The sequence below is a fragment of the Priestia megaterium genome (assembly GCF_009497655.1).
Classification (GTDB): domain Bacteria; phylum Bacillota; class Bacilli; order Bacillales; family Bacillaceae_H; genus Priestia; species Priestia zanthoxyli.
Genome location: NZ_CP023317.1, coordinates 2,558,369 through 2,579,272 on the forward strand (window position 1 = coordinate 2,558,369; position 20,904 = coordinate 2,579,272).

19 protein-coding genes and 2 riboswitches are annotated in these 20,904 nt (G+C 38.8%); of the genes, 4 read left to right on the forward strand and 15 right to left on the reverse strand.

Annotation, left to right across the window (positions count from 1 at the left end; genetic code table 11):
* Nucleotides 1-17: 17 nt before the first annotated feature.
* The 5 genes from cobJ to CEQ83_RS12885 all read right to left on the reverse strand — a co-directional run bounded on the left by cobJ (nt 18) and on the right by CEQ83_RS12885 (nt 5,686).
* On the reverse strand, nt 18-1,640 hold the full coding sequence (gene cobJ, locus CEQ83_RS12870; protein ID WP_034269175.1) for a precorrin-3B C(17)-methyltransferase: 1,623 nt from the start codon (nt 1,638-1,640) through the stop codon (nt 18-20).
* 13 nt (nt 1,641-1,653) lie between these two features.
* A complete protein-coding gene (locus CEQ83_RS12875; RefSeq protein WP_033579174.1) occupies nt 1,654-2,034 on the reverse strand; it encodes a (2Fe-2S) ferredoxin domain-containing protein in 381 nt (126 codons plus the stop codon).
* A gap of 101 nt (nt 2,035-2,135) precedes the next feature.
* A riboswitch (cobalamin riboswitch) is annotated at nt 2,136-2,315 on the reverse strand.
* 118 nt (nt 2,316-2,433) lie between these two features.
* Nucleotides 2,434-2,612, reverse strand: a riboswitch (cobalamin riboswitch).
* Nucleotides 2,613-2,758: 146 nt separating this feature from the next.
* Nucleotides 2,759-2,917, reverse strand: a complete 159-nt coding sequence (locus CEQ83_RS27075; RefSeq protein WP_014459832.1) for a hypothetical protein — start codon at nt 2,915-2,917, stop codon at nt 2,759-2,761.
* A 352-nt stretch (nt 2,918-3,269) separates the two neighbouring features.
* The gene (locus CEQ83_RS12880; protein ID WP_047750842.1) at nt 3,270-4,307 is read right to left on the reverse strand and encodes a M42 family metallopeptidase; all 1,038 of its coding nucleotides are present in this window, start codon (nt 4,305-4,307) and stop codon (nt 3,270-3,272) included.
* A gap of 107 nt (nt 4,308-4,414) precedes the next feature.
* Nucleotides 4,415-5,686, reverse strand: coding sequence for a cation:dicarboxylate symporter family transporter (locus tag CEQ83_RS12885; protein ID WP_033579176.1), 1,272 nt, complete (start codon nt 5,684-5,686; stop codon nt 4,415-4,417).
* 387 nt (nt 5,687-6,073) lie between these two features.
* Here CEQ83_RS12885 and brnQ point away from each other — a divergent pair, with 387 nt between their 5' ends.
* Complete coding sequence (gene brnQ, locus CEQ83_RS12890; RefSeq protein ID WP_049164898.1) at nt 6,074-7,429, forward strand: branched-chain amino acid transport system II carrier protein; 1,356 nt, start codon at nt 6,074-6,076, stop codon at nt 7,427-7,429.
* Between the two features lie 39 nt (nt 7,430-7,468).
* Here brnQ and CEQ83_RS12895 read toward each other — a convergent pair whose 3' ends face one another.
* The 4 genes from CEQ83_RS12895 to CEQ83_RS12915 form a co-directional block, all read right to left on the reverse strand.
* Nucleotides 7,469-7,846, reverse strand: a complete 378-nt coding sequence (locus tag CEQ83_RS12895; protein WP_034269163.1) for a hypothetical protein — start codon at nt 7,844-7,846, stop codon at nt 7,469-7,471.
* A 296-nt stretch (nt 7,847-8,142) separates the two neighbouring features.
* The gene (locus CEQ83_RS12905) at nt 8,143-8,340 is read right to left on the reverse strand and encodes an IDEAL domain-containing protein (protein WP_013057324.1); all 198 of its coding nucleotides are present in this window, start codon (nt 8,338-8,340) and stop codon (nt 8,143-8,145) included.
* Nucleotides 8,341-8,474: 134 nt separating this feature from the next.
* Complete coding sequence (locus CEQ83_RS12910) at nt 8,475-9,758, reverse strand: ammonium transporter (RefSeq protein ID WP_098999400.1); 1,284 nt, start codon at nt 9,756-9,758, stop codon at nt 8,475-8,477.
* Entirely contained in the window at nt 9,755-10,171 is a 417-nt protein-coding gene (locus tag CEQ83_RS12915; RefSeq protein WP_028413111.1) for a hypothetical protein, read from the reverse strand. The genes CEQ83_RS12910 and CEQ83_RS12915 overlap by 4 nt, the downstream gene beginning before the upstream one ends.
* A gap of 429 nt (nt 10,172-10,600) precedes the next feature.
* Between CEQ83_RS12915 and CEQ83_RS12920 the strand changes: the two genes are divergently transcribed.
* Nucleotides 10,601-11,053: a DUF1641 domain-containing protein gene (locus CEQ83_RS12920; protein ID WP_013057327.1), complete on the forward strand. Its 453-nt coding sequence runs from the start codon at nt 10,601-10,603 to the stop codon at nt 11,051-11,053.
* A gap of 33 nt (nt 11,054-11,086) precedes the next feature.
* Complete coding sequence (locus CEQ83_RS12925) at nt 11,087-12,265, forward strand: NAD(P)/FAD-dependent oxidoreductase (RefSeq protein ID WP_013057328.1); 1,179 nt, start codon at nt 11,087-11,089, stop codon at nt 12,263-12,265.
* A gap of 47 nt (nt 12,266-12,312) precedes the next feature.
* On the opposite strand, the gene CEQ83_RS12930 is transcribed toward CEQ83_RS12925, so the two are convergent.
* The 4 genes from CEQ83_RS12930 to CEQ83_RS12945 form a co-directional block, all read right to left on the reverse strand.
* Entirely contained in the window at nt 12,313-13,269 is a 957-nt protein-coding gene (locus CEQ83_RS12930) for an AEC family transporter (RefSeq protein WP_098999401.1), read from the reverse strand.
* 12 nt (nt 13,270-13,281) lie between these two features.
* Complete coding sequence (locus CEQ83_RS12935) at nt 13,282-14,985, reverse strand: NAD-dependent malic enzyme (RefSeq protein WP_028413109.1); 1,704 nt, start codon at nt 14,983-14,985, stop codon at nt 13,282-13,284.
* A gap of 223 nt (nt 14,986-15,208) precedes the next feature.
* Nucleotides 15,209-16,660 (reverse strand): M20 family metallopeptidase, encoded by a 1,452-nt coding sequence (locus tag CEQ83_RS12940; protein ID WP_028413108.1) that lies wholly within the window; start codon nt 16,658-16,660, stop codon nt 15,209-15,211.
* A 23-nt stretch (nt 16,661-16,683) separates the two neighbouring features.
* Nucleotides 16,684-17,907 carry an MFS transporter gene (locus CEQ83_RS12945; RefSeq protein WP_028413107.1) on the reverse strand — a complete coding sequence of 408 codons (1,224 nt, stop codon included), beginning with the start codon at nt 17,905-17,907 and terminating at the stop codon, nt 16,684-16,686.
* A gap of 169 nt (nt 17,908-18,076) precedes the next feature.
* Here CEQ83_RS12945 and CEQ83_RS12950 point away from each other — a divergent pair, with 169 nt between their 5' ends.
* The gene (locus tag CEQ83_RS12950) at nt 18,077-20,155 is read left to right on the forward strand and encodes a helix-turn-helix domain-containing protein (RefSeq protein WP_155017293.1); all 2,079 of its coding nucleotides are present in this window, start codon (nt 18,077-18,079) and stop codon (nt 20,153-20,155) included.
* Nucleotides 20,156-20,172: 17 nt separating this feature from the next.
* Here the strand turns inward: CEQ83_RS12950 and CEQ83_RS12955 are convergent, their stop codons facing one another.
* Nucleotides 20,173-20,643 carry a pyridoxamine 5'-phosphate oxidase family protein gene (locus CEQ83_RS12955; RefSeq protein ID WP_028413105.1) on the reverse strand — a complete coding sequence of 157 codons (471 nt, stop codon included), beginning with the start codon at nt 20,641-20,643 and terminating at the stop codon, nt 20,173-20,175.
* A 21-nt stretch (nt 20,644-20,664) separates the two neighbouring features.
* Complete coding sequence (locus tag CEQ83_RS12960; RefSeq protein ID WP_028413104.1) at nt 20,665-20,889, reverse strand: non-oxidative hydroxyarylic acid decarboxylases subunit D; 225 nt, start codon at nt 20,887-20,889, stop codon at nt 20,665-20,667.
* Nucleotides 20,890-20,904 lie beyond the last annotated feature (15 nt).

Below are 20,904 nucleotides of genomic sequence, written 5' to 3' on the forward strand. Positions count from 1 at the left end.
ATAATGCCCTCCCATTTTTAATCTCCACACGGAGCTGGTTCTACTTTTATTTTTGGTGTTATATCTTGATAGTCGAATCCATAAACATTCTTCACACGCTTAAAGAATTTATGAAACCGCTCATTTGGATGACCTTTTTCTTTATATTCATGGACAATGTTCTCCACTATTTCAACAATGTCATCGGGCGCTATGCCTTCCGCCACAATTTGACCTGAATGGGCGTTTCGTCCAACCGTTTTAGCCCCTAAAAATAAGTCAAACGCACCTTTTCTGTAGACAATGCCGATATCTTCTTGAACAGCACCGTAACAGGCCATACCGCATCCATTAATACCAAGCTTCAGCTCTTTTGGCATGTCCATTCCACCGAGACGCTTTTGTAATTGTTCCGTATGCGGGATGGCGTCACTTTTTTCTCCATCACAAAAATCACACGCTTTAATTGTAAACACGTCTCCGACTGGAGATAGTAAAAAGGAAGCTGATTGGAGCTTTTTAATAATCACATCTGGCTGAGCCGTTGGAATTTGCAGTTTGATTTGATGGTCAGGCGTATACTCCATCGTACCTTTTTCACCAACAACTTCTGCTAGTGTTGTCATTTGAACGGGCGTAAACTTCTTATTTGCAAGCCCTGGACTAACTGCCACTTCAAAAATAGACTCAATTGGCTGGTGTACGACCGGTGAAGTAGTTTCACCTAAAATTGCTTGAAGCGCTTCTTCTGCCAGAGCTCGTGAAGCTGCTTTTTCTTCTTTTGTGTTCTGAACATCTTCAATAGCTGAAGCCGTTTGCTTTACAGTCTCCTCTTGATCAAGAGCCCATGGTTCTGCTTCTTTTCGAAGTCGCTGATGCGGTCTTAGCGGCTGCTCTGTTTGGTTGAGGGTATATTTACGCTGATACCCGCGCGGTGTAATCATTAAGTCATCGTAAAAGAACGTAGATGAATTTCCGACAACAACGGTAGTCAGCATGCCTATTTCATGATTTAACATGTCTTTTAAATTGGTCATTACCACTTCTTCACGGTCACGATAAGCGCTTTTCACAAGACCAACAGGCGTATCGGGGGAACGGTATTTTAATAAAATCCTTTGCGCTTCCACAATTTGTCTTGTGCGTCTTCCGCTTTTCGGATTATAAAAAGCTACTACAAAATCTGCTTGTGCAGCTGCTTCGATTCGTTTTTCGATTAACTCCCAAGGCGTAAGGTGGTCACTTAAACTAATCGTACAGGCATCATGCATCACGGGCGCCCCAAGGAGGGATGCGCATGAATTAATAGCCGAAATGCCAGGAATCACTTCCAGCTCTACGCCCGTTTCTTTTTTCCATCCTTTTTCAATCAACACTTCATACACAAGGCCGGCCATTCCGTATACTCCTGCATCTCCGCTTGAAATGACCGCCACGGTTTTTCCCGCTTCAGCTTGCTTTACGGCTTCTTGTGCACGGCTTACTTCTTCGGTCATTCCTGTACTAATAATTTGCTGATTCGTTAATAGTCCTTGAATTAATTCCACATAGGTTTTATAACCAATGATCATATCACTTTCTTGAATGGCTTCTCTTGCTCGCTGTGTAATATGTTCAAAGCTTCCTGGGCCGAATCCAATAACTAACAGTTTACCTTTCATGCTAGCTCCTCCTTTATGCGTTACTTTTTACTTTGTCAATTCCTTCTATGGAGTCACTCTTTTCCGGAGAAACAAAACCGTTTTGATCATATTCATAAATAAGTGATTCCTTTATACTGCAGCCTCCTGCTAAATGTTCTTCAACAATTCGATGAGCTACGTTTTCAGTGACCTGCTTGTACCAATCTCCTGAAGGGTACACGATAGCTACAGGAGCATCTTTGCATCTTCCGTTACAGCGCGTACGGGTTGTGTGAACCGCTTCATCTAGATTCAGTTCAGTCACTTTATTTCGAATAGCTTGAGTGGCTTCTTCTCCACCTTTTCTCATACAGCTGCTTCCATTACAAATCAATACGTGATGTTTTGTTCCATTTAAGTTCCACGTCGTCACACTTATTCGCTCCTTTACTAAAAAAACGCCTCTATCAATGATAGAGGCGCAGAAAAATTCAAACTAAGTTTTTGCACTTCCACCTATATCCCGTAGGGTAAGCTTCGCATTAGAAAAAGGCTGGTTTCCTGACTTCGATTCATCACTTGATTGCGCCTTCCCGAATACAGTGGCATATGCAATCAGCTCCTCTTCACAGTGGCGGGTACCGCGCTGGCTTCACACCAGACTTCCCATTTAACGCAATGTGAACATTGCGCACCTTTTTTGCACGATATGTAGTTTTGTGCTACGAGAAAAACCCGCTTCGCTAATATGCGAGCGGGTAAAACGTCAGAATAAAAGTGTACACGAATGCCACTTTAAGCCAACGTTTCCCTTCCCGCTCCCCGGAGAAATAGAAACTTCACAATAAAGACAGGTCTCCTGACTTGTGTATCATTCTACTTGAGAACCTTCCCGTGATTTTTCCACAGTGGTTATACTCGTTCGTCCACACTTACAGTTGCGGGGGCAGTACTGGTCTTTCACCAGTTTCCCTATTAAGCCTTCTTGGCATCTTTACTGTTGCTGTTTGATATATATGAACCTTTTAAACTATCAGAATAATAGAAGTAACTACCATATCATAGCGTACATTTTTTTTTATTTCAACTCTATTCTTTTCGTAAGATACAAGAAGCTATGAAAAAACAAGAGCATAAAGTCAGCTCTTGTTTTTTCATTATATAGCTACTAATGTTAAATGAGGATCATTATAATACACGACTTCTGAAAGAACTTTACAGCCATTTGTTTTTGCAAAAGCTTCTCTCGCCTGCGTTTCAGTTTCAAATTCAAACATTTTCATTTCTTTTCCAGCATATACCGTCAGTACCCACATGAAAAGATTCGCCTCCGATTATTGTAGTGATCGCTATATCCACATTATGACGAAACCATATCCTTTTGAAAACCCATTCTACAAAACTTGTCACAAGAAACTTTTAAAAATTTAAAAACATTTTAACTTCTGTAAATGAACAAAATGTACAAAAGGTTTAAGCCGTATTATACCTCTTTAAAAAAGGTGCTTTTTTTACCAACTGTTGCTTCACCAGTAAAAAAATATATAGTATTTATTAAAAAAAGAAGCCGGACAGCCGGCTTCTTTTTTAGGAAAGGAAAGTACAGACATCACAGTCCCGTACTGCTCTTTGTTTTGCATAAAAATACACTAATTAAATATTCCTTTCTTAAAGCAGAACCATGTTCGATTGCACATAGTGGTAAAGAAGCTTGTACGTATGGTTTAATGAATCTTGATGCGTTCTCTCAAACGCATGAGAAGAATCAATTCCTGGACCAATTAAGCCGTGTACGATGTCATGCCCGGCACGAATAGCAGCAGAAGCATCTGATCCGTAAAACGGATAAATATCTAATTTGTACTGAATATCATGCTGCTTAGCTAGCTCCACCAAATGCTTTCTCAAACCGTAATGATATGGGCCGCTTGAATCTTTTACACAAATAGACACGGTGTATTCATCAGTAGATTGTCCATCTCCCATGGCACCCATATCAACCGCTAAGTATTCTACCGTTTGAGGCGTAATATTAGAATTTCCTCCGTATCCAATTTCTTCATTATTTGAAATAAGAAAGTGCGTAGTGTATGGCAGTTCGATCTGCTCTTCTTGAATTGTTTTCATGAGCTGAAGCAATAAAGCTACGCTTGCTTTATCATCGAGATGACGAGATTTAATAAAACCGCTTTTTGTTATTTCTACACGAGGATCAAACGAAACAAAGTCGCCGACTTCAATTCCAAGACTGCGAACATCTTCTGCGCTATGTACTTTTTCATCCAATCGAATTTCTATATTATCTTGATTTCGCTCAGCTTTACCTGCATCTTTATACACATGAACAGATGTTTGATGCATAAGGATGGTCCCTGTAAATACTTCTCCTGCTGACGTTTCGATTTCACAATATTCTCCTTCAATGGAATTGTAGCGGAACCCTCCAATCAAGTCGATTTTCAGACGTCCACTCGGTTTGATTTCTTTTACCATAGCACCTAATGTATCGACATGAGCCGTCAGCATGCGGTGATGATCCGTATCTTTACCGGGAATAGTAGCGACTAAGCCTCCTTTTCGATTGCGATACGTTTGAATATTTAGCTCTTTTACATAGTCTTCGACAAATGAAATCACCTTTTCTGTATTTCCAGAAGGACTGGGAATCGAAACAAGCTTTTTAATTAACTGAACAGTTTCCGTCATTATGACACTTCCTTTGTCTCTCATTTCTTTTATTTTACCATATGTTTCAAAAAAGATAACAGGCAGCTCCAAACAAAAAAGCCAGGCAGCTGCCCGGCTTTTTTGTTTTAAGCTATGTTTGATTTCTTTAATTCATTTGTGTAATTTAATGATTTTTGCTTATCAAACTCGCCTTCAGACTTGGACATTACAATTGCAGCTAAAGCATTTCCTACTACGTTAACTGTGGTACGCATCATATCAAGAATGCGGTCAATTCCTGCAATAAATGCCATGCCTTCAAGAGGGAAGCCCATAGATTCAAGCGTAGCAAGTACAACTACAAACGATGCCCCTGGTACACCAGCCATCCCTTTTGAGGTTAACATTAGCACAAGAAGGAGCTGAATTTGATCCATAATGGAAAGGTCAATGCCGTACATTTGAGCAATAAACAGCGATGCCAGCGCCTGATAAATGGTTGAACCATCTAAATTAAACGTGTAGCCTGTTGGAATAACAAACGATGTAACCGATTTAGAACAACCGAAGTCTTCCATCTTTTTGATAAGAGATGGTAAAACGGCTTCTGAACTTGCTGTTGTAAAAGCAAGAAGCAGCTCGTCTTTTAACACTTTTATGAGCGTAAACATGCTTGTTCCAGCCATTTTAGCAATAATTCCAAGAACCACAAGCACAAAGAAAATCATGGTGAAGTAAACGGCGAACACTAATTTCCCTAATGGAATAAGTGATCCGACACCAAACTTTATAATATTAACACCAATAAGTGCAAATACACCTACTGGAGCAAATTTCATCACCAAATTAGTTACCCAAAACATTGCATCCAAGACGCCTTCAAAAAAGGCTAAAACAGGTTTTCCTCTCTGTCCAATCGAAGCTACGCCTACACCAAACAGTACGGAAAATAAAATGATTGGTAAAAGATCGCCTTCTGCTACCGACTGAAAGACGTTTGTCGGAACAATATGAAGAAGCTCCTGAGCAATCCCTGTACTTTCAGACGTTTTTGCCGTTGCCTCATATTGAGAAATATCGCTTTTTTCAATATGTCCCATATCAACCCCTGCACCAGGGTGGAATAAGTTCGCGGCAATAATCCCCACTACAATCGCAATGGTTGTAACAATTTCAAAATAAAGAATTGTTTTTCCGCCAAGCTTACCTAATTTTTTGATATCGCCTACTCCTGCGACCGCTACGATTAATGCTGAAATCACGATCGGTACGACAATCATCTTAATTAAATGAATAAATATGTCTCCAATTGGCTGTAAAATAGAAATGGCCGTATCGCTTCCGTAAAAGATAGCACCTACAGCTACGCCTAAGATCAGTCCAATTAGAATCTGAGTTGCTAGACCTAACCTTTTCACTTTCTTGCTCCTTTCGCACAGTTGACTTTCACCCATCGAGCATATGCGGTTCAACGAACCGTGTATAAATATACATCCTTACAGCACCTTATGTAAACAGTTCTTTACTAATAAGGATGTAAGGCCGCACATGCAAATTTTTAAAAGCCACGGTTCTGTTTTATCATATCAAATAATTGTTGTACACTGAGATTTTTTTGCTAAGTATTTTTCTATTTTTGCTATTTCAGCGAATAAATAAAAAAAATAAAATTTTATATTGAAATATGCATTTTAGGTTAGTATAATACGATACATGTTTATTTTTATTATTCGAATATAAAATTCTGAAAATTTTAATTATTCAACACGATAATAAAAAGCATTTATAATTTTGGAGGTTTTAATGTGTCAAACAAAGTTCCTTTTTCATTTATAGTGGTTATTGGCTTTATGCTTTTTGCCCTATTCTTCGGCGCAGGTAATTTAATTTTCCCTGCAATGTTAGGTCAGTCTGCTGGAAGCAATATTTGGTCAGCAAATGCTGGATTTTTAGTAACGGGTGTAGGTCTGCCTCTGCTAGGCGTTCTCGCATTTGGTTTTTCCGGAAAAGAGGATCTGCAGTCTTTAGCTAGTCGCGTACACCCAGCTTTCGGTATTATCTTTACTACGATTTTATACTTGGCAATCGGACCGCTTTTTGCAATGCCAAGAACGGGAAGTGTTTCGTTTGAAATTGGCGTTAAGCCTTTTTTATCAGAAAATTCAGGTCACCTTCCCCTTATCATTTTCACGGTAATTTTCTTTACGATTACGTGCTTTTTTTCGCTAAATCCTGCGAAAATTGTCGATTTAGTAGGAAAAGTTTTAACACCTATTAAATTAACGTTTATTGGAATATTGGTAGTTGTAGCCGTTGTGAACCCAATTGGAAAGTTCGAAGCACCAAGCGAAGCTTATACAACACACTCATTTTTCAAAGGCTTCCAAGAAGGCTACTTAACAATGGATACATTAGCATCATTTGTTTTTGGAATTATTATTATTAATGCAATTAAAGAAAAAGGGGCAAAAACCAACCGACAAATTATTACAATTTGTGCAAAAGCTACGGCTATCGCTGCCGTTATTTTAGCTCTTATTTATAGCGCATTGTCCTATATGGGTGCTTCAAGCGTATCAGAGCTTGGACGTCTTGATAACGGAGGTACGGTTTTGGCTGAAGTATCAAATTACTACTTTGGCTCTTACGGAGGAATTCTTTTAGGTCTGATGATTACCGTTGCTTGTTTAACAACAAGTGTAGGTCTTGTAACATCTTGTTCATCTTTTTTCCATAAGCTGTTTCCAAAGGTCTCTTATAAGTTGATTGCTGTCATTTTATCAGCTTTCAGTGCCGTTGTAGCAAATTTTGGCCTAACGGAATTAATCGCTATTTCGGTTCCAGTCTTAACAGCTATTTATCCGTTAGCTATTGTGTTAATTGCTTTAACATTCTTACATCCTTTATTTAAAGGACGTTCTGAAGTTTACCAAGTAAGCCTTCTGTTCACGTTTATCGTTAGTTTATTTGATGGCTTAAATGCTGCTGGATTCAAAATTGCCGCAGTAAACGATCTGTTTACATCGATTCTACCTATGTATGGAGTGGGTCTCGGCTGGGTAGTTCCTGCTATTGTAGGAGGATTAATCGGTCTTGGCATTACCTTCCTTCGTACAAATGATAATACGAACAGAAACACTTCAAGAAAATTGATTAAATAAAAAGAGGATGCGAGTGCATCCTCTTTTTATTTTGGCGTCTTATGAATAAGGAGTTTTTTTCTCCGTTAACTTCACTTCTTCCTTTAACACACGTTTTTCATATAGATATTTATCCGTTCGTTGAAAATGATATTTATCAGCTTTTTCTTTTTCAGATGTGGTCAAAAGCACTTGACCATCAGAAGCAGCTGACACACCAAACGTTTCATTTTGATAAGTAGCATACGGAGCTACAAAAAACACTTCTTCAACAGCATCACGAGGAACTTCTTTTGTAAAAGTCGTGTCATTGTATGGAATGAATCCATTTGCTACATCGCCTTTATCATAGCTAATCAGCTTTACACACCCGTTTTCCGTTTCATAACATTCGTAGTCTCGTTCATTATATGCTGCATACAAACCTTTTCGAATCATAAAAAACATTCCTTTACATTGGTTTAGCAACCGCTGGTACAAATCGTTTTTCTTCTGCCACGTAGGTAGCTAAAAGTACTTCTTCCTCATTTACCACTTGATATAGTTCCGCTCCGTTTGCTGGTGGATAATAGTTATCAAATTTGAACTCTGGAACGGTTTCCCCGTTTCGAGATCCTGTAAACCCATTAAGCGTACATGGAAGTCCATAATTATTACTAATTAATCCCTTTTAGTAGGTCTCAAAAATAAAACACACCATCTAAAATAGATGGTGTGTGAAGTATAGTAAGTAATTAAGAAATTTGTTTAAGTTCTGATGAGAGTTTTAAAAACTCTTCTTTATTTTTCATCAATAGCGTGCGGTCGATTTCTTCTTTTAGCTGTGCTTTACGAAATTCTGCAATCGCCTTGTCTAAAATCATCTCAGCGAATAATGCATCAAGCACCTTTCCGTTGGATTTTTGCGGTGAATTAAGTAAATTCTTTTTCATAAGAAATCAACTCCTTGGCTTTTTTATAATATAACACAAATATTCTGACTTTTCAATCATTTAAACCAAGTATTTTACATCTATTTTTTTCCACATAAAAAGGCCGCCCTTTTGTTATAAGGCGCGGCCTTTTATTACGAATCTGCGGCTTTTTCTTTTACTTCCGCATAGTAGTTTTCATATTCAATAAATTCAGGAGCTTGATGAGCTGCCATGATACCGTGGTAACTGATGTCTAAGCCCACTTCTTCTTCTTCTTCCGTAGATCGAAGCGGAACCACCAAGGAAATAACCTTTAACCCTATCCACGTCGTAACAAATCCCCAAGCGCATAGAGCAATTAATCCGAGAAGTTGAACACCTAATAACGTCCAGCCCCCTCCTGTAAACACACCGCCGTCTGTAGAAAACAAGCCCACAGCCAACGTGCCCCATATTCCCGAAGCAGCGTGTACAGGAAAAGCTCCTACAGGATCGTCGATTTGACGTGCTTCGAGCCAGTTTGTAGCTGCCATCATTAATAAGCCAGATACAGCTCCAATAAAAATAGCAGATGGTGTGTTAACAAAAGCGCACCCGGCCGTAATGCCAACCAGTCCGGCAAGCGATCCATTTATTACAGAAGGTGCATCTGAACGGTTGTAGCGAAATAAAGTATAAAATAAAGTAGCTGCTCCGCCTGCTGCTGCTGATAACATTGTGACAATAGCAATGTGACCAATTCTAACGTCAGTGGCACTTAGCGTACTTCCTGCATTAAACCCGAACCATCCAAACCATAATAAAAAAGCACCAACTGATGCAAGCGGCAAATTGCTTGGAAGAGAAACAGAACTAATTCCATTTTTCGTGAACTTCCCTTTTCTCGGTCCAATCATTATTGCAGCTGCTAAAGCTGAAAAACCGCCAAGAGCATGGATAACTGCCGAACCGGCAAAATCAAGCATTCCTAGCTTACTAATCCATCCGCCTCCCCAAATCCAGTGGCCGGCTATAGGATAAATAAATGTAGTCATTAAAATCGCATATAAAAGGTATGCGCGGAAATTAATTCGTTCTGCCACCGCTCCAGAAACGATAGAAATGACCGCAATAACAAACGCACATTGAAACAGCCAAAATGTTTCAAGCCCAATTGGAATGTCAAGGTGCGATAAATTACCTGAGAGCGCAAAACCGCTTTTACCGACGATTCCGCCTAAATCATCTCCGTACATTAATCCAAACCCAATTAAATAGAAACAAAGCGTTCCTATTGTAATATCAGCGAATACTTTCATAATAATATTGACGCTATTTTTATATCGGACAAAACCTGCCTCTAGCAAGGCAAAGCCGCCTTCCATTAGCAAAATCATCGCCGCTGTTAATACAACCCACGTCGTATTTATACCTAAACTTAGTTCATTAACACTCATATCCCAACGCCTCCACTGCTTTTTAGTCGTTTTATTTCTTGTACAATAGCAGGCGAAAGCGTAATTTCACTTGTTTCTTCATTTTCCGCTTTTATTAATTCAAGAACTTCATGAAGTTCTCGCATTTGTGCTTTAAGGTGATCAATTTTTTTAAAGCGTTCCTTTACGTATACCATATACTCGACCGCTTGATGCTGACTTAAAGGACGCCCGGTAAAAAATTTACGAAACGGTGATAGTGATTGGTACCAAGCTTCTTCAGCACGTTTCTTCTCTTCGTATTTACTAATTTTCGCTTTTATATCTTCTATTTCTTGTGCTTTAGCTTCTTTTAACTTCATTATAAATTCAATTAATTTTAATTGAGGCAATGTAATGACCACATTATGATAAAGTTCATCCACTATAACCATGTTATATCTCCTTACATAAGATGTTATATTTAGATTATATGTAGAACACTATAGTAAGTCAATGTAATTTTTTGAAAACTCTTTAAATAGTAAATGCGCCCTATCTTTTTACTACTTATAGAATATTAAGTTCGTATGTGTTGAAATATGACGTTATTTGTTTTATCGTAGGAAGAGGAATTATGTTAGTTCCCTATTTTAATTTTATTTACCTAGGCAATTATTCGCTTTATTTTTTATAAACTTTTATTAAACAAAGGGTTACGAGGTTCTTCACTTATTTTTTCAACGAAATGAGTTGATTTTATCTCGTATTAAAATTAAAATAGAATTATGTGCAAGATTTCACAACTTCACAATGTAGTTTGAAAGTCTAGCAGATAACTAGGAACTACATATGCAACAGTATCCAGCAAAGGAGGACTTTTCATGTCTCAATCAACTATTCAAAAATCAGCTGCAGAGGAAAATGCTGCTGTACAAACAGAAGCGGCGGTTAACAAAGGTCAAGCGGATGTGTTAGATCAATTGTTAAAGCCTGAAGTACAAGAAGCTCTTACTGTTCTTGTAGATAATTTACCAAAATTATCTGAAATGGTAACGGTGCTTACAAAAACTTACGACGTTGCGCAATCATTATTAACTGACGACGTATTAAAAGAAGATCTACTTGGTGGAGTAAAAGAATTTATCGAGCCAGTAGAAGGAACAGTAAAAGGTCTTGCAGCTACTGCAATCGAAGCAAACGATCGTGCAGAAGCAAATGCTTCTAATTCAATCGGTTTATTCGGTTTATTACGCATGCTTAAAGATCCACAAGCTCAAAAACTATTCCGCTTTGCACAAGCGTATTTAGACATTACAAACGAAAAACAAAAATAATTTTCATTAAAAAGTGTGGACGGAGGATCGACTATGTCAAAACATATTTTAATTTTAGGCGGCGGTTACGGTGGTTTATTAACTGCAATGACAGCTCGCCAACACCTAAGTGCGGATGAAGCAAAAATTACAGTAGTGAACCGTTTTGCTACTCACCAAATCATTACAGAATTACACCGTCTAGCTGTAGGCGGCGTTTCTGAACAAGCGGTAGCTTTACCACTTGATAAATTACTTAAAAACTACAACGTTGATTTAAAAATTGCAACGGTAAAAGAAATTTCACCAGATCAACGTGAAGTATCTCTTGAAGATGGTACAAAATTAAGCTACGACTACCTTGTTACAGCTTTAGGTAGTGAAACTGCTTACTTCGGTATCCCTGGTTTAGAAGAGCACAGCTTCGTTCTTAAATCAGTAAATGATGCAAACCGTTTACGTGCACACGTAGAAGCTTGTATCGCTGAATACAGCAAAACAAAAAATAAAGCTGACGGTACAATCGTAGTTGGCGGTGGCGGATTAACAGGTATCGAACTTGTTGGTGAATACGCTGACTTAATGCCAAGCCTATGCCTAAAACACGGTGTGGATCCAAAAGAAATTTCTCTATACTGTGTAGAAGCAGCTCCTACAGTTCTTCCAGGCTTCCCTGCTGAATTAGTAGAGCGTGCTCAATCAAGCTTAACAAAACGTGGCGTTACATTTGTTACTGGTACACCTGTAACAAAAATGGATGCTACAACTGTTGAACTTAAAGACGGCAGCAAAATTGAAACAAAAACAATGGTATGGACTGGCGGAGTTCAAGGTAACTCTGTAGTTGCTAACTCAGGTATCGAAGTAAACCGCGGTCGTGCACTTGTAAATGAATTCTTACAATCTACATCTCATAAAGATGTATTCCTTGCTGGTGACTCAGCGGTTGTAATGGGTCCAGAAGGTCGCCCTTACCCACCTACTGCTCAATTAGCTTGGCAAATGGGTGAAGTTGTAGGCGTGAACTTAGCAGTAGCTATTCGCGGCGGAGCAATGGAATCATTCGTTCCTGTCTTCTCTGGTACACTAGGAAGTCTTGGACGCAAAGATGCAATTGGTACAATCGGCGGAAACAAAACGCAATTAAAAGGTTTACCAGCATCACTTATGAAAGAAGCAAGTAACGTTCGTTACTTATCTCATATCAAAGGATTATTCGCATTAGCTTATTAATCCGTCTTAAAACGAAAGAGGGAAATTCCTCTTTCGTTTTTTTTTATTTACATAAGCCAAGAAATAAGAAGCGGCAGCGTAACCAGCGATAAAATAGCACTAATAACAAAAGCAGAGGCCGTTTCGTTTTCCATGCTTTCAAACCGCAAAGCAATCATCGCAGCTACAGCAGATCCAGGAAAAGCTACCAGTAAAATAGCTTTTGTCACTTCATCTGAAGACAACCCTATCCATACTGCAATTCCAAGCATAACGATCGGTTGAACTGCTACTTTTAAGACAGCGATCCCGAGCGCGCCTTTACTGAAGTTAATTTTTCCAATTCCAATCGTTACTCCTACCGCAAACAAAGCTGCTCCGGATGTGATACTTCCAATTTGATCAAGCATATCCTGTAACAGTTTAGGTGACTGAAAGCCGCAAAGCGTTAAAATCACTCCAATTAACGGGACGCATGCCAAAGGCTCAGATAGACCATGCAAAATAGAATGAACCGTTACTTTGAATAAACTTGTTTTCTCTTCCCCTTCTTTTCGTCCCCTTTGGCCAACGGTTCCCAAAATCGTTGCCAACGGATCTAAAATCGCGTTCACCACGATTCCTGTGATGGCAATTGGAATCGCTACTGCACCTGCACCAAACAAGCCTCCAAGTACCGGAATGCCCATAAAAGCAAACGTTGGCTGAGCTGAGTTTAGAGCAAACATAGAAGAAGAAGTTAGCGTATGCTTCCCTGCATACTTCACGATGAGCAATATAATGAGATAAAACCCGACGATGCCTAAAATCAGCGCAACTAAAAACGGCCATTCATCTATGAGTGTTTTTCTTGGCGTTGTCGTCACACCTACAAATAAGTGTGCAGGAAGCGCAAACTTCGTTACTAATGTGTTAAGCCCCTTAGACGTTTGCTTGTCAAATTTTTTAAAATGCCCTGCTAAATAACCAAGCAAAATGGCAAAAAAGATAGGCGCGAGAATGAGAAAAATTTGACCTATGCTCATTTATCATTCACCTCATTCATTTCTTGCCTTAACAGGTTTATAAACAGGCTGCCATACCGCTTCTTCTACAAGTTCAGCTACATTTTTTTCGGTAACAGTTGCTACGTTATCTTTTACAGCAGCATCGGCAACTGCCACAGCAACCGCCTTTGATACTTTTTGAAGATCTTTAATATTTGGAAGAAGCGTATCTCCTTTTGTATCTGTTTCTGCTATACGCGCTACTGCATTGGCTGCTTCTGCAAACATAGATTCAGTAAACTTTTGAGCGCGAACCACAATTGCACCTAAACCAAGACCTGGAAACACAAATGCATTATTAGCCTGTCCGATTTCGTAAGTGTGCCCGTTATATTCAACGGGTTCAAATGGACTTCCCGTTGCAATAAGGGCTTTTCCTTCCGTCCATTTTATAATATTTTCTGGAACAGCTTCAGCAAGTTTAGTTGGGTTTGAAAGCGGCATAATCACCGGGCGCTCTACATGCTTTGCCATTTCTTTAATAATTTCTTCGGTAAAAGCATCCGTGACGCCTGATGTTCCAATTAAAATCGTTGGCTTCACTTGCTTGACAAGCTCCAACAGTGAAATTTTATTTTCATCGCCCTTTTCCCATTCTTTAATCTCTTCATTTTGGCGAACATATGGCTGTTGAAAAGGAGCTAAATCTTCCATATCTTCCGTTAACAGACCTCTGTAATCATATGCCCAAAAACGATCATATGCTTCTTCTTCAGATAACCCTTCAAGCATCATCGCACTATGAATACGATCAGCATTCCCAATTCCAGCAGATCCCGGTCCAAATACAACAACCCGCTGATCTTTTAAAGGCGTACCTGTAATACGGACGGCTGTTAAAACGGCTGCAAGAGTAATTACTCCCGTTCCTTGAATATCATCATTAAATGTTAAAATTTTATCTCCGTATTCTTTCATAATGTGACGCGCATTAATATTCCCAAGATCCTCCCAATGAAGAAGCGCTTTAGGAAACTTGGCCGTTATTTCTTTTACAAATTGAGCGATAAAACGATTATAGTCTTCTCCTTTTACTCGTTCATGACGATTTCCTAAATACAAAGGATCTTCAAGAAGCTTTTTATTATTGGTCCCCATGTCAAGAACAACAGGCAGTACGCGGCTTGGGTCAATTCCTGCTGCAGCTGTGTAGACCGCTAACTTTCCAACTGCGATATTGATCCCTCCTACTCCCCAGTCCCCAATTCCTAAAATACTTTCTGAATCCGTGACTACAAGCAAATCAATATCTTCGCTGTCGAGCCCTAAGTTTTCAATCGCCTCACTTAATCTGTCCGCTTCATTTACGGATAAATATAAGCCGTCAGGACGATGGTATTCATGGCTGTATTCTTGAATAGATTGACCTACAGTAGGCGTGTAAATAATGGGAAGCATTTCACTTAAATGATCGGTTAATAAACGATAAAACAACACAACGTTCCGGTTATGCAGATCATTTAACGAATTATTTTTTTGAAGATCATTCGGTGCTTTTTTGAACTGCTCATATGCTCTTTTTGCCTGCTCTTCTAACGTTAAGACCGTTGGAGGAAGAAGTCCCTGCAGATGAAGCTCTTTTCTTTCTTCTTCAGTAAAAGCAGAACCTTTATTTAAATAAGAAGTGGATAAAACTGATTTTCCTTTTAGTGAAGTTGAAATTGACCCATCTCTTTCTACTTTATACGCTCTCATGTTTTTACCTCTTTTCTTGAACAATTAGATAGGGTTAGGTTCAGCAAAGAGATATATTTTTAACCATTTATTTTTAATGAAAACAAAAAAGAGATTGAGCCATAACTACATCAATCCAATCTAAAGACGACCAAACGGTATAAATGAAATCTACGTTCAACCTAACAATAAAAAAATCCGAACGATTCATCGTTCGGATTTTCCTTACACGAAAATACGTTTTTTACACCATGCTATAGTCTTCGTGCTCACTTTCTGAGTAATTAGGCGGCTGTATATGGGAAGGCACAAGACATTCATAGCTTTCCCCTTCTAGCCTATCCTCTAGCTCTTGTTTCGCTTGACTAATCAGCTCTTGATTTTCTATCATTTCAATCGCCGTAGCCGCAATGGCTTTTCCAGCTAACAACATCGCATCGTGAGCATACTCTGTTTTCCCTTGAGCAACAGCTTGCCATGTATGAAACGGCGTAGCATAAGCCCACGTTGCGGTCACGCACTGTGCAGTTGGAACATTCCAGCTAACGTCTGCGACATCGGTTGATCCCGTCATGAAGGAAACATTTTTAGACATAGGAGCAATTTGGTTGAAGACTGGATGATTTGCTAAAGCTCTGTCTAGCAGTGAACCGACTTGTTTTTTTGCTGCTTCTTTGTCTTCAGCGGATGTAGACTCGTAAATAGCTTTGGCGAAAGCCATGTCTTCTTGTTTCACTTCAGCCAAATTTATCTGCATCATTTGCTTATGCATCAGCTGCTCCATTGTTTGATTTGGAATTAGATTAGCGCAGGCTCCTTGAATTTCCTGTTCCACTTGTGTTTCAGTCATTAAAGCCGCTCCCTTTGCAATTTTCACAACCCGTTCATAAAGTTCTTTTACTTGAGATGGCTTCGGAGCACGAATTAAGTACATGACTTCCGCTTCTGCTTGAACAACATTAGGAGAAATGCCTCCGCTGTTTGTAATGGCATAGTGTACGCGCGCTTCATCTATCATATGTTCACGCATATAATTCACACCAATATTCATCAACTCTACAGCGTCTAAAGCGCTTCTGCCAAGGTGAGGACTAGCAGCTGCATGACTGCTTCTTCCTTTAAATTTAAAAGTTGCTTGCATAACCGCATTCGATGACGTATGCATGACACCATTAACGGTAGCCGGATGCCACGAAAACGCGATGTCTACATCTTGGAAAAATCCTTCTCGTACCATATACGTCTTTCCGTAGCCACTTTCTTCAGCTGGACATCCATAGTATTGAACGGTTCCCGGAACATTTTTTTCTTTTAAGTATTCTTTGACTGCAAGCGCAGCTGCTAGTGAGCCTACGCCAAGTAGGTTATGTCCACACCCATGGCCATTTCCATTTTTTTTGACTGGATCTGCTACTGCACACTTATCTTTTTGACTCAGCCCGGTAAGCGCATCATATTCACCAAGAATAGCGATAATCGGATAACCGTGCCCATAACTTCCAATAAAACCTGTTTCAAGGTTAGCAATATGTGTACGAAGCGTAAACTCTTCTTTTTCTAACATGTCGCAAATTAGCTGTGCCGACTTATACTCTTCAAACCTCGTTTCTGCATATTCCCATATTTGATCACTGATTTGAGTTAGCTCGTGTCGCTTTTGTTCAATAAGTTGTTCGACTTTTTTGACAATACCCATGAGACACTCTCCTTTTTCCCTCATTATTTAACAGCATTTTGTGCGTTCACTACCACTTTTGCAGGTCGAATCGAAAACAACGAAATAGCACAGACAAGAGCGCAGATAATTAATAAAGCAAACGCTGCATTATACGACCCGCCAAACGATTGTACTAAAAAACCAATAAGCATTGGTGTTAATACGCCGGCTGCTTGAGCCCCTGTATTAATAAAACCATTTGCTGAACCGACCACTGATTCAGGCAACATTTTTAAAGGAGCTGAAGCGATTAAAATCACATTAAATGAAAACAGTAAAGTTACTGCGCTTTGAAAAACGATAAACATGCCTACGCTAGGTGAAATAGCCATTAAGCAAAGAAAAACGCCCATCAGTAAACCAAAAACCGCCGCTATCATCTTGTCTTTTCCATCTGGAAGCTTATCTAAAATAAAGCCGCTAACAAACATTCCTATAATGCCTACAAATGCTGGGATAGCGGAAAGAAAACCGATGTCTGTTAAATTCAAATGTCTTACTTCGGCTAAATATGTAGGCATCCACGACATGAGCCCCCAGTTAATAGCGTAAATACTGAAATAGGCAATAAATAAATTCCAAATCATCGGGGTTTTGATAATTTCTTTTAATGTCATCTGCTTAGCAGGAATAGCAGAAGCCTCTCTTTTTTCCCCCTGCTGCTTTTCTTTTAGTAAAAAAACAAACAGAACTGTAATAACAAGCCCGATGGCTCCTATGATATAAAAGATACTTCTCCAGCTTATCGTTTGCATCAGCTGCGTCGCTAGAATCGGTGTCACCACGCCCATGATCGTACCTGACGATAACAAAAAGGACATGGCTCTACTGCGTTCTTGCTGAGGAAACCACCCTGCGATTCCTTTTGACGCAGATGGAAAATAGCTCCCTTCCCCTAATCCAAATAAAAAGCGAATGATAATAATAGAAGCAAAAGACCAGGCCATTCCGGTAAAAACCGTAAACAAAGACCATAAAAGCACGGCAATTGTAATGACTTTTTTAAACCCAAAGCGGTCTGCCAGCCACCCACCAGGTATTTGCATCAGTGCGTATCCTGCAAAAAAACTGCTTAAGATGATACCTGTAGAAGAAGCATTAAGGTGTAGATCTTTCGAGATATCTAAAATAGCGTAATTAATAATAAAACGATCTAAGTTTCCAAGCGACCAGCCTAAAAATAATAAAAATAAAATGATGTATTTCCAGTTCGACCTTGCTAGCATAAATGCGCTCATCTCCTTTTTATTCCATTTAATGTAATGTTTTATAACAAATCAATTCGTTACATAAATATTAAAAAATTCTGACTATTTTTTCAATGTGTATTTCTATATAATAAGAACTATAACTATGTATGTTTTTACATTAAGTAGTCTATAAGGGGTTGTTAATATGAGTGATTTATTAGCTAATATGAAAGGTTATCTTACATCTATTATTAAAAACAGTTCTTATCAAATTTGGACAAGTATTGATTCTGCAAATTTTAACATGTTTTTTTCCAGTTCTTTATGCTCATCCCTGACTTACACTCCTCCCACTAGCCTACATAACGGCAGTGATTCCTTTCAAAAGCATATCGCATATGAAGAGTTCGAAGAAATTTACTTATCCTTTCCAAACCGGTATGCGTTTGTTGTTCGCATATTTGCTAAGCATGACTGGACACCACAACAAATAAAGAAGCTATCCGCTAACTTTTCTCCTTATGTGCTGCAAAAAAAGTTAGAGCGGCGTGAGCACATTTTGAACGTACTTATGAAAAGCATTAAGGAAATCTCGCTTTTACAAGACTCTGACTATCTATTAACAAGAATTCTAGAAAATGCTCTTTCAGTTATTTCTGTTGCGGATATGGGCGTGCTGTGGATGTTTGATTCTTCCACTGAATTTCTTTTGCCTCGCGCCTGGTCAGGGGGGCCAAACAATGAAATTCAAAACATGAAAATGAAAGTTGGCGAAGGAATTATCGGAAAGACATTTCAGCATAATAAAAGCTATATGTATACGAACTTAGAGGATATAGTACGCGATTCTTCTACTATGACTGACGATAATATTCACTATCTTAATCAGTCCTATACATTTACACACATTCAATCTATTATTTCTGTCCCCATTTGTATGGACGAACAAACGGTATGCGTACTCATTATTTATCAAAACGGTACAACTCCTCTTTTAAATGAAGAGGATAAAGAATTGTTAGAAAGCTTTTCCGATCAAGTTTCGATTGCTCTCTTAAACTCAGCGCTTTTTGAAGATGTAAAAAAACAAAATGAACTTTTAATACGCCGCGATCAAATTCATCGCACATTCATGAACGTTTCACTTCAAAGTAAAGGAATTGAACCGATACTTACCGAATTACGCCGAATGGTTACATCTCCCGTCACCATTGTAGATTTTGTTGATAATAAGACCTATGGCTTTTTAAAATTTCTTGATGTAGACACAAAAACAGCTGAATTTCACACGCATTTTCTTTTACATACAAAAGCTTGCTTTTATACTATTGAGTCACACAACCAGAAGCACAGCGTCTACATTCAACCGATACACGGTATTGACACGCTCTTAGGTTTAGTTATTTTGCAGACAAATCAAGGAGATCTTTCCTCTCTAGATCAAGTGGCACTCGAACAAAGCAGCTCTGTTATTGCACTAGAAATGCTGAAAAAACAAACGTTAGTCGATTTATTTTACAAGCGAACGCATGAACTATTTAGTGAATACTTATCATGTTATGACACCACTTTACTGTATCAAAAAGCAAATGAGCTAAACATTGATACAAAAAAGCATATTCTAGTCGCTCTTATTACCATTCGTTCACACGAGGACCTGCAGCTCTTAAACTTACATCTTCATCGCCTTGTCTCTGACATCAAATCGGTTTTCAGTTCAAAAGCGCCGGTCGTATACGGATTCGACACGAAAGTAACCATTGTATTCACGCTTGATTCTTATGAAGACCATCATGCTATTATCAAACAATTAGAAGATTCACTCTCAAAATGGCGTTACTACAATGAATGTCATGTAAAAATAGGGATTGGAAGTCGTTATTCTCACTTTACCCAAATAGAAAAAAGTTATAGTGAAGCTGAAAAAGCTGTCTCTTACCTTCTGTCTCAGCAGCAAGATGGATGCATGTTGTATGAGGAAATAGGAATTAACCGGTTATTTATTAATCAATCGAAAGAAGAAGTCAAAACCTTTATTGATGAAGTATTTGTCCCTCTTAAAAACAATCATTTGAATGATGAACCTTTAGAGCAAACGCTAGAAGCGTATTTTGATAACAACCGTTCTGCTTCACTTACAGCTAAGCAGCTTCATATTCACGTTAATACACTCTATCAGCGGTTGAAGAAAATCGAAGATAAAATGAACATATCATTTACAAATAGTGAACATCTATTAAAAGTGCAGCTAGCGTGCTATTTGAAAAAATTTCACTACAGCTAAAAAACCGATTCTTATTTTTAAGAATCGGTTTTTTCAGTAGAAAGAACAGCTGCAATTGATTGCTTCCAGCGGCTTAGTACCTGTTTGGAATCATGAAGCTGAAATTGAATTCCTGATGTTAGAACGGCATATTTTGCGTAATCTTCTTTAACAGCGGCTACTTCTCCTGTAAATAACTCATAGCCTGATAACACAGGAGCTTCTTTTTTCAGCCAAAATTTAATGTAATAAGCTTTCCCTTCAACAACTAATGTAACGGTTGCCTTATGATTCTGTATCATGTTTTTTGCAGAAGTTGTACCCTTCCATACTAACAGCTTGACGCGTGAAGAGCTAATAGCTACCAGCTCTCCTGCGCTAATCATTGCTACATGAGGAAAACCCTCGGATGTCACTGTAGATAGCAACATCGCATCACGCTGTTTTCTTTCTAAGTCTTTTCCATTTAAAAATACGCGCACGGCTTTTGGCAGCTCTGCTTTATTCATTTTACTTGCCACCTTTGCTGATTAAGACCGGGGTGGCACAGGAGGCACGTGCGTTGCCAGCGGTACGTCTTTTGGATTGATTTTAAATGGTCGAGGGTATTTTTCAGGATTGGTGATCGTCTCGGGTTCAGAAGAACGCCAGGTAAACAAACACACGTTGCATAAGTAAATCTCCCAGGCTCCTTCAACTGGTGATTTAGATACTAAGTTCGCTTGTTTGGCTTCACATCTTGGACAAGTATGCATGTCGATTCCTCCTTG

What these genes read in the sequence shown, in the direction of transcription:
- cobJ (WP_034269175.1), bottom strand. Translation starts at nt 1,640, where the DNA reads ATGAAAGGTAAACTGTTAGTTATTGGATTCGGCCCAGGAAGCTTTGAA.
- CEQ83_RS27075 (WP_014459832.1), bottom strand. Translation starts at nt 2,917, where the DNA reads ATGTGGGTACTGACGGTATATGCTGGAAAAGAAATGAAAATGTTTGAA.
- CEQ83_RS12880 (WP_047750842.1), bottom strand. Translation starts at nt 4,307, where the DNA reads ATGACGGAAACTGTTCAGTTAATTAAAAAGCTTGTTTCGATTCCCAGT.
- CEQ83_RS12895 (WP_034269163.1), bottom strand. Translation starts at nt 7,846, where the DNA reads ATGATTCGAAAAGGTTTGTATGCAGCATATAATGAACGAGACTACGAA.
- CEQ83_RS12905 (WP_013057324.1), bottom strand. Translation starts at nt 8,340, where the DNA reads ATGAAAAAGAATTTACTTAATTCACCGCAAAAATCCAACGGAAAGGTG.
- CEQ83_RS12910 (WP_098999400.1), bottom strand. Translation starts at nt 9,758, where the DNA reads ATGAGTGTTAATGAACTAAGTTTAGGTATAAATACGACGTGGGTTGTA.
- CEQ83_RS12915 (WP_028413111.1), bottom strand. Translation starts at nt 10,171, where the DNA reads ATGGTTATAGTGGATGAACTTTATCATAATGTGGTCATTACATTGCCT.
- CEQ83_RS12920 (WP_013057327.1), top strand. Translation starts at nt 10,601, where the DNA reads ATGTCTCAATCAACTATTCAAAAATCAGCTGCAGAGGAAAATGCTGCT.
- CEQ83_RS12925 (WP_013057328.1), top strand. Translation starts at nt 11,087, where the DNA reads ATGTCAAAACATATTTTAATTTTAGGCGGCGGTTACGGTGGTTTATTA.
- CEQ83_RS12930 (WP_098999401.1), bottom strand. Translation starts at nt 13,269, where the DNA reads ATGAGCATAGGTCAAATTTTTCTCATTCTCGCGCCTATCTTTTTTGCC.
- CEQ83_RS12935 (WP_028413109.1), bottom strand. Translation starts at nt 14,985, where the DNA reads ATGAGAGCGTATAAAGTAGAAAGAGATGGGTCAATTTCAACTTCACTA.
- CEQ83_RS12940 (WP_028413108.1), bottom strand. Translation starts at nt 16,660, where the DNA reads ATGGGTATTGTCAAAAAAGTCGAACAACTTATTGAACAAAAGCGACAC.
- CEQ83_RS12945 (WP_028413107.1), bottom strand. Translation starts at nt 17,907, where the DNA reads ATGCTAGCAAGGTCGAACTGGAAATACATCATTTTATTTTTATTATTT.
- CEQ83_RS12950 (WP_155017293.1), top strand. Translation starts at nt 18,077, where the DNA reads ATGAGTGATTTATTAGCTAATATGAAAGGTTATCTTACATCTATTATT.
- CEQ83_RS12955 (WP_028413105.1), bottom strand. Translation starts at nt 20,643, where the DNA reads ATGAATAAAGCAGAGCTGCCAAAAGCCGTGCGCGTATTTTTAAATGGA.
- CEQ83_RS12960 (WP_028413104.1), bottom strand. Translation starts at nt 20,889, where the DNA reads ATGCATACTTGTCCAAGATGTGAAGCCAAACAAGCGAACTTAGTATCT.